Source organism: Natronoarchaeum mannanilyticum (genome assembly GCF_039522665.1).
Lineage (GTDB): Archaea > Halobacteriota > Halobacteria > Halobacteriales > Natronoarchaeaceae > Natronoarchaeum > Natronoarchaeum mannanilyticum.
The window spans coordinates 375,616-387,688 of record NZ_BAAADV010000001.1 but is presented as its reverse complement, the minus strand read 5'-3'; the positions used below and the strand labels follow the sequence as shown (position 1 = coordinate 387,688).

General features: G+C 69.0%; 11 protein-coding genes and 1 tRNA gene. 7 read left to right on the top strand and 5 right to left on the bottom strand.

All coding sequences use genetic code 11. The features are described from left to right. Positions 1 to 35: 35 nt before the first annotated feature. The 3 genes from dhaL (at position 36) to ABDZ81_RS02050 (ending at position 3,202) form a co-directional block, all read left to right on the top strand. Positions 36 to 785: a dihydroxyacetone kinase subunit DhaL gene (dhaL, locus tag ABDZ81_RS02060; protein WP_343772169.1), complete on the top strand. Its 750-nt coding sequence runs from the start codon at positions 36 to 38 to the stop codon at positions 783 to 785. Then, positions 785 to 1,165, top strand: coding sequence for a dihydroxyacetone kinase phosphoryl donor subunit DhaM (dhaM, locus tag ABDZ81_RS02055; RefSeq protein WP_343772167.1), 381 nt, complete (start codon positions 785 to 787; stop codon positions 1,163 to 1,165). Before dhaL ends, dhaM begins: the two co-directional genes overlap by 1 nt. A 192-nt stretch (positions 1,166 to 1,357) precedes the next feature. Next, entirely contained in the window at positions 1,358 to 3,202 is a 1,845-nt protein-coding gene (locus ABDZ81_RS02050) for a cbb3-type cytochrome c oxidase subunit I (RefSeq protein ID WP_377074071.1), read from the top strand. A gap of 12 nt (positions 3,203 to 3,214) precedes the next feature. Here ABDZ81_RS02050 and rbcL read toward each other — a convergent pair whose 3' ends face one another. After that, complete coding sequence (gene rbcL / locus ABDZ81_RS02045; protein WP_343772166.1) at positions 3,215 to 4,465, bottom strand: type III ribulose-bisphosphate carboxylase; 1,251 nt, start codon at positions 4,463 to 4,465, stop codon at positions 3,215 to 3,217. Positions 4,466 to 4,557: 92 nt separating this feature from the next. On the opposite strand from rbcL, the gene ABDZ81_RS02040 reads away from it, so the two are divergent. Continuing rightward, entirely contained in the window at positions 4,558 to 5,055 is a 498-nt protein-coding gene (locus tag ABDZ81_RS02040; protein ID WP_343772164.1) for a GNAT family N-acetyltransferase, read from the top strand. 31 nt (positions 5,056 to 5,086) lie between these two features. On the opposite strand, the gene ABDZ81_RS02035 is transcribed toward ABDZ81_RS02040, so the two are convergent. Continuing rightward, positions 5,087 to 6,037 (bottom strand): AAA family ATPase, encoded by a 951-nt coding sequence (locus ABDZ81_RS02035; RefSeq protein WP_343772163.1) that lies wholly within the window; start codon positions 6,035 to 6,037, stop codon positions 5,087 to 5,089. Between the two features lie 96 nt (positions 6,038 to 6,133). On the opposite strand from ABDZ81_RS02035, the gene ABDZ81_RS02030 reads away from it, so the two are divergent. Then, positions 6,134 to 6,219, top strand: a tRNA-Ser gene (locus tag ABDZ81_RS02030). Positions 6,220 to 6,419: 200 nt separating this feature from the next. On the opposite strand, the gene ABDZ81_RS02025 is transcribed toward ABDZ81_RS02030, so the two are convergent. Beyond that, the gene (locus ABDZ81_RS02025; RefSeq protein ID WP_343772162.1) at positions 6,420 to 7,397 is read right to left on the bottom strand and encodes a polysaccharide deacetylase family protein; all 978 of its coding nucleotides are present in this window, start codon (positions 7,395 to 7,397) and stop codon (positions 6,420 to 6,422) included. Between the two features lie 225 nt (positions 7,398 to 7,622). Between ABDZ81_RS02025 and ABDZ81_RS02020 the strand changes: the two genes are divergently transcribed. Continuing rightward, the gene (locus ABDZ81_RS02020) at positions 7,623 to 8,720 is read left to right on the top strand and encodes a GNAT family N-acetyltransferase (RefSeq protein WP_343772161.1); all 1,098 of its coding nucleotides are present in this window, start codon (positions 7,623 to 7,625) and stop codon (positions 8,718 to 8,720) included. 68 nt (positions 8,721 to 8,788) lie between these two features. After that, positions 8,789 to 9,874: a GNAT family N-acetyltransferase gene (locus tag ABDZ81_RS02015; RefSeq protein ID WP_343772160.1), complete on the top strand. Its 1,086-nt coding sequence runs from the start codon at positions 8,789 to 8,791 to the stop codon at positions 9,872 to 9,874. A gap of 39 nt (positions 9,875 to 9,913) precedes the next feature. Here the strand turns inward: ABDZ81_RS02015 and ABDZ81_RS02010 are convergent, their stop codons facing one another. After that, positions 9,914 to 11,461, bottom strand: coding sequence for a (R)-citramalate synthase (locus ABDZ81_RS02010; RefSeq protein ID WP_343772159.1), 1,548 nt, complete (start codon positions 11,459 to 11,461; stop codon positions 9,914 to 9,916). A gap of 165 nt (positions 11,462 to 11,626) precedes the next feature. Then, the gene (locus ABDZ81_RS02005) at positions 11,627 to 11,977 is read right to left on the bottom strand and encodes a DUF192 domain-containing protein (protein ID WP_343772158.1); all 351 of its coding nucleotides are present in this window, start codon (positions 11,975 to 11,977) and stop codon (positions 11,627 to 11,629) included. Positions 11,978 to 12,073 lie beyond the last annotated feature (96 nt).

Below are 12,073 nucleotides of genomic sequence, written 5' to 3'. Positions count from 1 at the left end.
AAACGCTTTACCGGCACGCGGACGGGTATCCGATCATGGCAGACGCTGACACGCAACGCGAGGCGGTCCGGGCGGCCGCCGAGAACGTCGCCGACCGGTTAGAGGACGAGAAAGAGTACCTGACCGACCTCGACTCGGCGATCGGCGATGCCGACCACGGGGCCAACATGAGCCGCGGGTTCCGCGCCGCGGCCGACGCCGTGGCCGACGCCGACGACGCCGAGCCGTCCGATCTGGTCAAGCAGGTCGGGACGACGCTGATCTCGGAGGTCGGCGGCGCGTCGGGCCCGCTGTACGGCGGCTCGATCATGAGCGCCAGCCAGACGTTCGCCGAGGATGGGATCACCGCCGAGACGAGCGTCGACTTCGCCGAGGCGTACCTCGACAAGGTGAAAGATCGGGGCGACGCCCGGATCGGCGCCAAGACGATGGTCGACGCGCTCACGCCCGCGGTCCACACCTACAAGAAGTCGATCGAGCAGGACGACCTGCCGCCCCTGGAAGCCCTGGGGAAGGCCGTCGACGCGGCCGAGCGCGGCGTCGAGTTCACGGTGCCGATCCGCGCCGAGAAGGGCCGGGCCTCCTACCTGGGCTGGCGGTCGGTCGGCCACCAGGATCCCGGCGCGACGTCGACGCTGTACATCATGGAGGAACTACTCGCGACCGCCGAGGAGTACCTGGAGGGCGACGTCGAACGCGACGCGACGGCGGTCGAGCAACCCGACGAGGATCCCTCCGACGTCGCGGAGGACGGAGCCGCGGACGACGACGAGGGAGGCGAGTGATGATCGGTCTCGTGATCGTCTCCCACAGCGCGACCGCGGCCGAAGGGATCTGCGAGGTCGCCGCGGAGATGGGCGGCGACGCGCCGATCGAACCAGCCGGCGGCGACGACGGCGAGATCGGCACGAGCGCGCCCGCGATCGAGGACGCCATCGAGGCGGCGGACGACGGGGACGGCGTCGTCGTGCTGGTCGATCTCGGCAGCGCCGTGATGAACGCCGACCTCGCCGTCGAGATGTCGGACGCCGACGCCGAGATCGCCGACGCGCCGATCCTGGAGGGCGCGGTCAACGCCGCCGTCGAGGCGACGAGCGCGAAGGCGACGCTCGACTCGGTCGTCGAGCGCGCCGAAGAAGCCCGCGACTACCGGAAGCTCTCCTGACGCCGCGGCCGGAGATCTCGACGCGGCGTCCGCGACGTCCCGGCACGGCGTCCGCAACGTCCTGGCGCAGCGTCCCGGCCTCCTGGCGCGGTCTCCGCGGCGGCGATCGGCGCCGCCTCGCCGGCTTTTATGACCGCTGGCCGAACATATTCCCGCGAACATCCTTTCGGCGGACAGTCCAACGCCCCCGCAATGGCTTCGACGACGCAGCTGGCGCTGAGCGCGACGATGGCGGCGTTCCTGATCGTCGTGGCGCTCTGGCTTCAGCGGATCGGGGGCTGGCGGACGTACGGACCGACGACGACCGGCTCCGGGGCCGGTAGCTACGGCGACGCGGGCGGCGAGACGGCCGGCGAGACGGCGAAACCGGGCGGGCTGGCGCGCTGGCTCACGACGGTCGATCACAAGGACATCGGGCTGCTGTACGGCACGTTCGCCGTGCTGGCGTTCGCGTGGGGCGGCATCGCCGTCGTGATCATGCGCCTGGAGCTGGTCACCCAGACCTCGACGCTGATCGGCGCCTCGACGTACAACGTCCTGATGACGACCCACGGCATCACGATGCTATTCTTGTTCGGGACGCCGATCCTGGCGGCGTTCGCGAACTACCTCGTCCCCCTGCTGATCGACGCCGACGACATGGCGTTCCCGCGGATCAACGCCATCGCGTTCTGGCTGCTCCCGCCCGCGGCGCTGTTGATCTGGGGCGGCGTGCTGCTCGGCCCGTTCGTCGAGGGGATCGCCGGCGCCCAGACGTCCTGGACGATGTACCCGCCGATGTCGATCGAGAGCTCGATCCAGGGGACGCCCGGCGGGACGCCGAACCCCGGCGCCGACCTGATGATGCTGGGACTGCACCTCTCGGGGATCTCGGCGACGATGGGCGCGATCAACTTCGTCGCGACCATCTTCACCGAGCGCGGCGAGGACGTGGGGTGGCACAACCTCGATATGTTCTCGTGGACCGTGCTCGTCCAGTCTGGGATCATCCTCTTCGCGTTCCCGCTGCTGGGCAGCGCGATCCTCATGTTGCTCGCCGACCGGAACCTCGGGACGGTGTTCTTCCAGGTCGAGGGCGGCGGGCCGATCCTCTGGCAACACCTGTTCTGGTTCTTCGGCCACCCCGAGGTGTACGTGCTCGTCCTGCCGCCGATGGGGATCGTCAGCTACGTGCTGCCGAAGTTCACGGGTAGAAGGCTCTTCGGGTTCAAGTACGTCGTCTACTCGACGCTGGCGATCGGCGTCCTTTCGTTTGGCGTCTGGGCCCACCACATGTTCGCCTCGGGGATGGACCCGCGCCTCGAATCGGCGTTCATGGCCGTCTCGCTGGCGATCGCGCTGCCCAGCGCGGTGAAGGTGTTCAACTGGACGACGACGCTGGTTAACGGTAGGATACGGACGACCGTACCGCTTTTGTTCTGCGTCGGGTTCGTGTTCAACTTCATCATCGGCGGCGTCACCGGCGTGTTCGAGGCCGCGATTCCCGTCAATCAGGTGCTCCACGAAACGTACCACGTGATCGGGCACTTCCACTACGTCATCATGGGCGCGATCGCGTTCGCGGTCTTCGCGGCGATCTACTACTGGTTCCCGCTCGTCACGGGGCGGATGTACCAGCAGCGGCTCGCCAAGTGGCACTTCTGGCTCACGATGGTCGGCACCAACGTCACGTTCTTCCCGATGATCATCCTGGGCTACGGCGGGATGCCCCGCCGGTACGCGACGTACGACCTGCCGGTCGGGCCCGCGGACTACTTCGCCGACCTGCACGCCGTGGCGACCGTCGGCGTCCTGATCCTGACGGCGGGCCAGCTCGTGTTCCTCTGGAACCTCGTGACCTCGTGGCTCGAAGGCCCCCGCGTCGACGACGACCCGTGGAACCTCGAGGACGAGCCGACCGTCGCCCGCGAGTACCGCTGGTTCCGACGCCAGCGCGAGACCGCGCTTGCGGACGGCGGCGAGACGCCGGATGCCGGAGACGCCGCGGCGTCCGAGTCGGACGAAGCATCCGGTTCCGAAAGCATTCAGGACAGCTGACGATGCCGACACTCACCGCGGCGTCTCGGTGCCCCACTGATCGAGCGCGGCGCGGAGTTCGGGGTGATCGTCGGCGTACGTCTCCGGATCGACGCCCTCGACCGCGGCGTCGATCGCCTGCCGGAGTGCCTTCGCGCCGGCGTGGGTGCCGTCGGGGTGGCCGTGGACGCCGCCGCCGATCTGGACGCAGATGTTCGTGCCGAGCCGATCGACTAGTTCCGGGAGCAGCCCCGGATGTAGCCCGCCCGACGCGGTCGGCAGCACGTCGGTCAGCCCGTGGCAGTCGCCGTAGAGCCACTCGTTGATCCCGACGGTGTCCTCGTTCTCCAGCTTGCCGAGGTCGGCCGTCCCGGTGTGGATCTGGTCGACGCCGCAGAGGCGGGCGATCTGGGCGAGCACGCGCATCGAGACGCCGTGGGTGTCGATCCGGTCGAACGCGGCGTGCATCGCACGGTGGGCGTGGATCGCCAGCCCGTGTTCTTCGGCGCGCTCGCGGAGCGTCTGGACGCCGGCCCAGCCGACCGTGACGACGTCGACCATCACGTACTCGCCGCCCTGCTCGGCGACGCGGTCGGTCCTGCGGAGCATATCCTCGGTTTCGGCGGTGACGTTGATCAGGTAGCTCTTTTTCTCGCCCGTTTCTTCCTCCGCTCGATCGCGCGCCTCCAGACTCCCGACCAGCCGGTCCTCGAACCGGTTGAACGACTGGTCGGTCAGGTTCTCGTCGTCTTTCAGCAGGTCGACGCCGCCGGTCCAGGCGTCGTAGCCCACCTGAACGTGCTGGTCGGTCGAGAGCCCGACCTTCGGCTTCGGCACGGTCGCGGTGATCGGCCGGTCGCCGGCGTCGAAGATCTCCTCGCGAACCGACGTGCCGAACTGCGGCCCCGGAAAGCTCGTCGCCAGCGCTTCGGGCCACTCGCAGTCGAGCAGCCGGATCCGCTCGACGGCTTTCATCCCCATGATGTTGCCCGCGATGCAGGAGAGGATCTGGGGCATGTTGCCGAACTCGAACAGCTCGGCGGGGTAGGCGACTCGGATCCGTCCGTCGTCGCCGAGCTCGAACGTCGTCGCGCTCAGGTCAGTGATCGACCCTTCGACCTGGAGTTCGGCCCACGTGCCGTTCGAGCTCTCCGAGGCGACCCGGCTCCCGGCGGCCGCCAGATCCATGTCCGCGGCGGGCTCGACGTAGAACTCGCAGACCAGATCTTCGACGTCGGGCTCGTAGGACAGGTCCAGGAAGTCCTCGTAGGTTATTCCGGTCATCCATTGGTAACTATTGGCATACTGGAGTAAATACTCACCGGCGACCCGGTCGGCGGCGGGCGCTTATGGCGTCTCGCCGCGTATCTCGTCGTATGGGGGACGATATCGCGGTCCGTCCGGCGACGGCCGACGACCTCGCCGCACTTCGCGGAGTGGCGCGCCGCGCCTGGGAGGCGGCCTACGCCGACACGTTCGATCCGGCGACGATCGACGAGTTGCTGGAGCGGGGGTACGCCGACGAGGTGCTCGAGGAACTGGTCGACGCCGACAACGCCGCGTTGCTCGTCGCCGTCGACGAGGACGTGATCGGCTACGCCGGCGCGGTCGAGGCCGACGAGGAGCCCGCCGCGGACCTGAACGTCTACGTCGATCCCGATCGGTGGGGACAGGGCGTCGGTGCACAGCTACTCGAAGCGACCCGCGAGCGCCTCGCGGACAGCGGCGTCGAGCGCGTGAGCGACTACGTGCTCGCGGAAAACGAGGTCGGCAACGCGTTCTACGCGGCCCACTTCGACCGGGTCGACGAGCGGCAGGTCGAGATCGACGGCGAAACGCACGACGCCAACGTCTACGAGGCACCGCTCGGATAGGCGTCCGCGTAGCGCCCTTCCCGCGGGGTCGCTACTCGACGGTCGGCACCGGCACGGCGTCGAGCACCTCGTCGACGAGGACGGCCTTCGAGACCCCGTCGACCTTCGCGTCGGGCGTCAGCACCAGCCGGTGGGCCATCACGGGTTGGGCGACGCGCTTGACGTCGTCGGGCGTCACGTAGTCCCGGCCGACCATCGCGGCTCGCGCGCGGGCGGCTTCGAGCAGGCGCTGGGTCCCGCGCGGCGAGACGCCGACGTCGACCCGGCGCTTGGTTCGCGTTCGGCGAGCGAGTTCGGCGACGTACGACACCAGATCGTCGTCGACGTCGACCGACTCGGGGACTTCGCGCAGCGCCTCGACCGCACCGTCTTCGAGCACGCTCGTGACGCTCGGGCTCCGGTCGACGCGGCCGAGCCGCCGCTGGAGCAGTTCCTCCTCGCCCTCGACCTCGGGATAGCCGATCGAGCTCTTGACGAGGAACCGGTCGATCTGGGCCTCCGGCAGCGGGAACGTGCCCTCCTGATCGACGGGGTTCTGGGTCGCGATCACGAAAAACGGCGAGGGGAGCTGATGTGTCTCGCCGTCGACGGTGACCTGCCCCTCCTCCATGGCTTCCAGCAGCGCGGCCTGGGTCTTGGGCGGCGCGCGGTTGATCTCGTCGGCGAGCACGACGTTCGCGAAGATCGGGCCCTCGTTGAACTCGAAGCTGCCGTCCTGCTCGTTGAACACGTGGGTCCCCGTCACGTCGGCGGGCAGCAGGTCCGGCGTGAACTGGATCCGGGAGAAGGATAGCCCGAGCGCGGTCGCGAAGCTGTTCGCGGTCAGGGTCTTCCCGGTACCGGGCACGTCTTCCAGCAGAACGTGGCCCCGGCCGACGACGCCCAGCAGTACTGTTTCGAGGAACTCGCGGTCGGCGATGACCGCCTCGGCGATCGAGTCGAGGATCGCGTCGGACTGCTCGCTCGCCTCGCGTACGTTCATGCCCGAGTGGGTGCCCGCCTGTCACATATGTGTACCGATGCCATCCGACGCCCGAACCGAAACGTACAAAATCACGGACCGGGTAGCGAGTAGTGAGCCGAGGTAGCCTAGCCCGGCCAAGGCGGTTGCTTCGAGAGCAACTGTCCGTTCAGGACACAGGAGTTCAAATCTCCTCCTCGGCGCTTCTCTCCGACGCAAATTCGCGAGAACCTTCTATGGTTCTCGCACAGCGCGTCGGAGTGTGCGTTTACGTGGAGATTTGAAGTAGACCGGACGCAGCGCGACCGAAGGGAGCGACCGTCCGGGCGTGGTTCAAATCTCCTCCTCGCCGATGCCACAGCGGCGTCGAGCGGCGATGCCACAGCGGCGTCGAGCGACGCCGTCACTCGACGGACGCCGGCGACTCGACCATCGCCGGATACCGATCCGGAAGCTCGTCCATCGTACAGACCTCGACGCGCCCTTGCTCTCGGAGCCGCTCCAGCGTCCGCAGGTACGCCGCCAGCGGCGCCAGCTGTTTCTCGTTGGCCAGGTCGTAGAGGTGACACCACAGGTGGAGGTGCTCGTCGTTCTCGATCGCTCGCACCGTCGCGCGTTCGAGGTACTGGAGGTGGAGCCGCTGGGCCAGTCGGGTCGGGAGCCAGCGGAACGGCCGGCCGGCGGGCCGTTGCCCGGAGGGAAGCGACGGCGCCGCGAGGTTCGGATGGGTCGCGCAGTACGTCCAGAGGACGCCGTCGATCCACTCGGGGTCGCCCGTTGGCGGCGGGCCGAACAACAGCTGTTTGATCCGTCTCGCGGGGTTGTCCGCCTGGTCCTCGATCGATGTCCGGACGACGTCGAGGCCGCGCTCGCGCAGCACGTCGGTCGGCGGCGCGCGGTGGCGCGGCGGGACGTAGGAGCGCGACCGCTCGCCAAGCAGCTCCGCTTCGCGTTCCAGGCCTCGTTCGAGGTCGGCGCTCACCGCCGTCGCGTCGACGGTCTCGTGGGGCGTGTGCGAAAAGGAGTGTGTACAAAGCTCGTGGTCGGTCGACCGCGAGCGGATCGCGTCGACCGCGTCCGGCGCGTAGAACAGCGGATCGACGGCGACGTCGGTCCCAGGGTCGGCGTCGAACCACCCCTCAGGGTACGGCCCGTCGTGCTCGCCGTCGCAGGCGGTCAACAGCAGGTGGTCGACGACGTCGAACGTCATCGGCACGCCGGTCTCGTCGCAGACGTCGAGCACTCGTCGGAGAAAGCGCCGTTCCTCGCGGCCGTTCTCGCTCAGGTGCCCGTCGTGTCCGTCGAGATCGTGCACGCCCCAGCCCAGTTCCAGCTCGACGCTCATCGTGACGAGTCCGGTCATCCACTCGACAGTGTCCACGATCCGTCGAAAGGGAGTTGTCACCACTCGATCCCACGACGATAGCGGGTTAGCGTCGCATCGCTCGGCGTAGCGACGGCTTGGCCGTCGGATCACGGCGGATTCGTTGCGGCGTCGCGCAATAGCCCGGCAGCAGACTGTGGTACAGACTCAGCTGTTCGTTCGCTATCGTAGCTATCGCGCAAGAACCTATTCCCCGCCCTCGACTGACATCACGTCACACGGATGAGTCTCGCTCGCGAGGGGTACGACGTCAGACAGTTCGAGCCGGGCGACGGGGCGGCGGTCGCGTCGCTGTACGAGACCGTCTTCGGCGACGAAAGGACCGAGCGGTGGTTCGACTGGAAGTTTCGCGAGAACCCCTTCGTCGATCACGTCCCGATCACCCTCGCGGTCGACCCCGACGACGGCGTCGTCGGCGCTCGGCCGATGTTCGCCCTGCCGATGGCGGTCGGCCGAACCGAGTTCCTGGCGCTTCAACCCTGCGACGCGATGGTCCACCCCGATCATCGCCGGCAGGGGCTGTTCACCCGGATGACCGAGCGCGCGATCGATCGCTACGACGACCACGAGGCGGCGCTGTTCTTCAACTTCCCCAACGAGCAGTCCGCGGCCGGGAATCGCAAGCTCGGCTGGCGCGACGTCGGCGCCCTGACGACGTACTACCGCGTCCAGTCGCCGCGGGCGTGGGTCGACCCCGACGGCGGCGTCGAGACGGTCGCGGCGACGGCGGTCGACGTCGTCGCGACCGGCTACCTCCGCGCGCGAGACGCGCTTGCGCCGTCGGTCGAGGGCGTGACAATTGCGCGGCGTCCCGAACCGCCCGCCGAGTTGCTCGCCTCGCTGTACCGGTCCGCGGTTCCGACCGGATTTCACTCCGTCCGAAACGAGGCGTACGTGCGCTGGCGCTACCGAAACCCGCGGTGGAGCTATCGGACCTACGTCGCCCGCGACGACGCCGACCGGCCGCTGGCCGCCGCGGTCGTCGGGCGGAAATCGGCGGGCGGGACCACCGCAGTCCGGCTCACCGACGTCGTCCCGACGCCGCCGGACGAGGGGTCGCTGGCGGCGCTGCTCGCGGCCGTGCTGTCCGACAATCGCGACGCCGACGCAGTGGCGGCGCCGCCGTGCCTCCCCGGGGAGCTGCTCGCCCGCTTCGGCTTCCATCCCGACACCGAGCTCCCGCTGTCGCTGGCCGGTTCGGCCACGATCCACGTCGCACGCCCGGCGACCGTCGACGCCGACGACTGGACGCTGTTCGGCCGTTCGGTGACCGACGCCGACAACTGGGCGCTGACGTTCGGCGAGCAGGACACCAGTTAGGGGCAGCGCTCCCTGAACCGCACGACACGAAAGTATTCGTGCCCGGTCGCTCCCACTGTACCACACGGATGAGTAAAGTTCGGGAGACGTACGAAATCAGGCAGTTCCGGCAGGGGGACGCGGACCGGTTCGCGACGCTGTACGAAGCCGTCTTCGAAGCGACGCCGCCCGACGAGTGGTTCGACTGGAAGTACCGCGATAACCCGTTCGTCGACCACGTTCCGATCACGGTCGCAGTCGACGGCGACGGCACACTCGTCGGCGCGCGCCCGCTGCTGGCGTTGCCGATGGCGGCCGGGAGCCGCAAGTTTCTGGCACTCCAGCCCGGAGACACCATGGTCCACCCGGACCACCGCCGGCAGGGGCTGTTCACCCGGATGACCGAGCGGACGATCGAACGCTACCACGACCACGAGGCGGCGCTGTTTTTCAACTTCCCGAACGAGAAGTCCGGGCCCGGATACAGGAAACTCGGGTGGCGCGACGTCGGCGAAGTGACGACCTACTACCGGATCCAGTCGCCCGGCGCGTGGCTCGACGCCGGTTCGATACCGGACGCGGCCGCCGACCTGATCGCCGACGGCTACAACCGCGTCCGCGACGCGCTGGCGACGGCCCCCGACGACGTCGCGGTAGAGCGCTACGAGGAGATTCCGGCGGAACTCGTCGCCTCGCAGTACCGGTCCCGGATCCCCGACGGATTCCACGCCAACCGGAGCGTGCGCTACCTCCGCTGGCGGTTCCGGAACCCCGAGTGGACCTACCGTACGTACGTCGCCCGCGACGCGTGCGAACGACCGATCGGCGCGGCGGTCGTCGGCACGCAGATCGACGGCGGGCGGACGATCGCCAAGCTCACAGACGTCGTCCCGCCGACCGCCGGAAGGAGGGAACTCGCGGCGCTGCTCTCGGCCGCGCTGTCGGACCACGACGGCGCTGACACGATCGCCGCGCCGGCCTGCCTCCCGCGGGACGTGCTCTCGCAGGTCGGGTTCCACCCCGATACGGCGCCGACGCTATCACTGGCGAGCACGACGATGAACCACGTCGCACGCCCGGCGACCGTCGACGCCGACGACTGGACGCTGTTCGGCCGTTCGGTGACCGACGCCGACAACTGGGCGCTGACGTTCGGCGAGCAGGACACGAGCTAGTCGACGGACGCGGGATTCGGAAAGAAAGGACGCTGCCGCTCAGTCGTCGGCGAGCGGCACCGGCTCCTCGCCGGGGACCGACAGCAGCCGATCGATGGCGTCGACCATCGCCTTGACCGAGGCGGTGGTGATGTCGGTGTCGCTGTTGGCGACGGTGACCGACGTGTCGCCGCGGCTCATCTCGACCTCGACGGTGACGACGGCGTCGGTGCCGCCCGTGATCGCGTCGACCTCGTAGGATTCCAGCGTGACGTTGGCGGCCTCGCCGAGCGCCTCGCGCACCGCGGAGACGGCGGCGTCGACCGGCCCGCTGCCGGTGCCCGAGGCGGTCCGCTCGTCGTCGTCGACGCGCAGGCGGACGCTCGCGGTCGGGATGCCGCCGCCGCTGGCCGCGGTCAGGTTGAGCAGTTCGACGCGCCGTTCGCGGTCGGTGCCCTTGACCTCCTCGGCGATCGCCAGCAGGTCGGCGTCGGTGACGCGCTTGCCACGGTCGCCGATCGCCTTGACGCGCTCGACGACTTCGGTGAGCTCCTCGTCGGAGACCTCGAACCCGTGTTCTTCGAGCGCGGCCTTGGCGCCCGCGCGGCCGGTGTGCTTGCCCAGCACGATCCGGCGCTCGCGGCCCACCTTCTCGGGCGGGTACGGCTCGTACATCTGGTCGTCTTTCAGGGTGCCGTCCGTGTGGATGCCGCTCTCGTGGGTGAACGCGTTCTCGCCCGTCACCGCCTTGTTCGGCGGGAGCTGGACGCCCGTCGAGCGGGCGACCGTCTGGCCCAGCTCGTACAGCTGGGTCGTGTCGACCGTCTCGAGGTCGTAGCTGTGATCCAGCGCGATGGCGACCTCCTCGAGCGCGACGTTGCCGGCGCGCTCGCCGAGCCCGTTGACCGTCCCGTGGATCAGGTCCGCGCCCGCGGCGACGCTCGCGAGGGCGTTCGTGACGCCCAGCCCGAGGTCGTCGTGGGTGTGGGTGCTCACGGGGCCGTACTCCGAGAGCGCGGAGACGACCTCGTAGGCCCGTTCGGGCCCGGCGTGGCCGACCGTGTCGGCGTAGCAGACCCGCGTCGCGCCGGCGTCCATGGCGGCCTCGGCGAGCCGTTCGAGGAACTCCAGGTCGGCCCGCGAGCCGTCCTCGCCGATCACTTCGACCCAGAGCCCGTGGTCGCGGGCGTACGCGACGAGCTCCTCGGTGTTCGCGACGACCTCGTCGCGGGTCGTGTTCACCTTCGTCTCGATGTGGCGGTCGCTGCCGGGCACGACGATCGTGACGCCGTCGACGTCGCAGTCGAGCGCGAGGTCGATGTCGTTTTTGACCCCGCGGGCGAAGCTGGTGATCGTCGCGTCGAGTCCCAGATCCGTGACCCGACGGATCGTCTGGCGCTCGCCCTCGCCGGTGCAGGCGCTGCCGGCCTCGATCACGTCGACCTCGGCGCGGTCGAGCGCCTCCGCTATCTCGGCTTTCTCGTCGGGCGTCAGCGAGATTCCCGGTGCCTGTTCGCCGTCCCGCAGCGTGGTGTCGAGCAGCTGTACGTCAGTCGCGTCGTCGTAGAGGGGATTTGTTTCGGGGGAGCCCCCGAATAAATCGGTCACCGGTCATGATAGTCCACTCTCCCGTAGGCCATCCGAGACATATAAACTACCCGCTTCGACAGGTGGTGACACGGGCGCCACGCGGGAATCTTGGGAACTGCGCATCGGCGTCGAGACGCCTCGGTGCCTCGTTGACCGCGGCGTCGGACGGTCGGAGACGCGGCGTCACGCCTCGACGAACTCGACCGTATCGCCGACCGAGACGTCCGCGGCGGCGCCGGCGGGCAGTTCGACGAAGGCGTCGGCCCGAGTCTTCGCCGACCCGGTCCAGGCCGAGAGCGTCTCGACCCGCTGGACCTCGCCGTCGATCAACCAGACCACGTCGATCGGGAACGGGACGAACAGCATGTGGACGCCGCGAGCCGTCGGCTCGTCGAACTCGAAGACGAGCGCGTAGTCGTCGGGGATCGACCGGCGGAACATCAGCCCGCGCCCGCGGGAGAGCAGGCCGTCGGCGACGTCGACGCGCGTCGCGAGCGTCTCGACGCCGTCGGCGCCGCGGTGACGCAGTTGCACGCCCCGTTCATTCGCTCGGCTCGACAAAACGTTTGCGACCGGCGTTTCGGCGTCCGGCGCAGTGTTCCGGACGCGGTACCGCTGCGTCGCGTCCCC

What these genes read in the sequence shown, in the direction of transcription:
- ABDZ81_RS02035 (WP_343772163.1), bottom strand. Translation starts at nt 6,037, where the DNA reads ATGAACGTACGCGAGGCGAGCGAGCAGTCCGACGCGATCCTCGACTCG.
- ABDZ81_RS02050 (WP_377074071.1), top strand. Translation starts at nt 1,358, where the DNA reads ATGGCTTCGACGACGCAGCTGGCGCTGAGCGCGACGATGGCGGCGTTC.
- ABDZ81_RS02015 (WP_343772160.1), top strand. Translation starts at nt 8,789, where the DNA reads ATGAGTAAAGTTCGGGAGACGTACGAAATCAGGCAGTTCCGGCAGGGG.
- dhaM (WP_343772167.1), top strand. Translation starts at nt 785, where the DNA reads ATGATCGGTCTCGTGATCGTCTCCCACAGCGCGACCGCGGCCGAAGGG.
- ABDZ81_RS02040 (WP_343772164.1), top strand. Translation starts at nt 4,558, where the DNA reads ATGGGGGACGATATCGCGGTCCGTCCGGCGACGGCCGACGACCTCGCC.
- ABDZ81_RS02020 (WP_343772161.1), top strand. Translation starts at nt 7,623, where the DNA reads ATGAGTCTCGCTCGCGAGGGGTACGACGTCAGACAGTTCGAGCCGGGC.
- dhaL (WP_343772169.1), top strand. Translation starts at nt 36, where the DNA reads ATGGCAGACGCTGACACGCAACGCGAGGCGGTCCGGGCGGCCGCCGAG.
- rbcL (WP_343772166.1), bottom strand. Translation starts at nt 4,465, where the DNA reads ATGACCGGAATAACCTACGAGGACTTCCTGGACCTGTCCTACGAGCCC.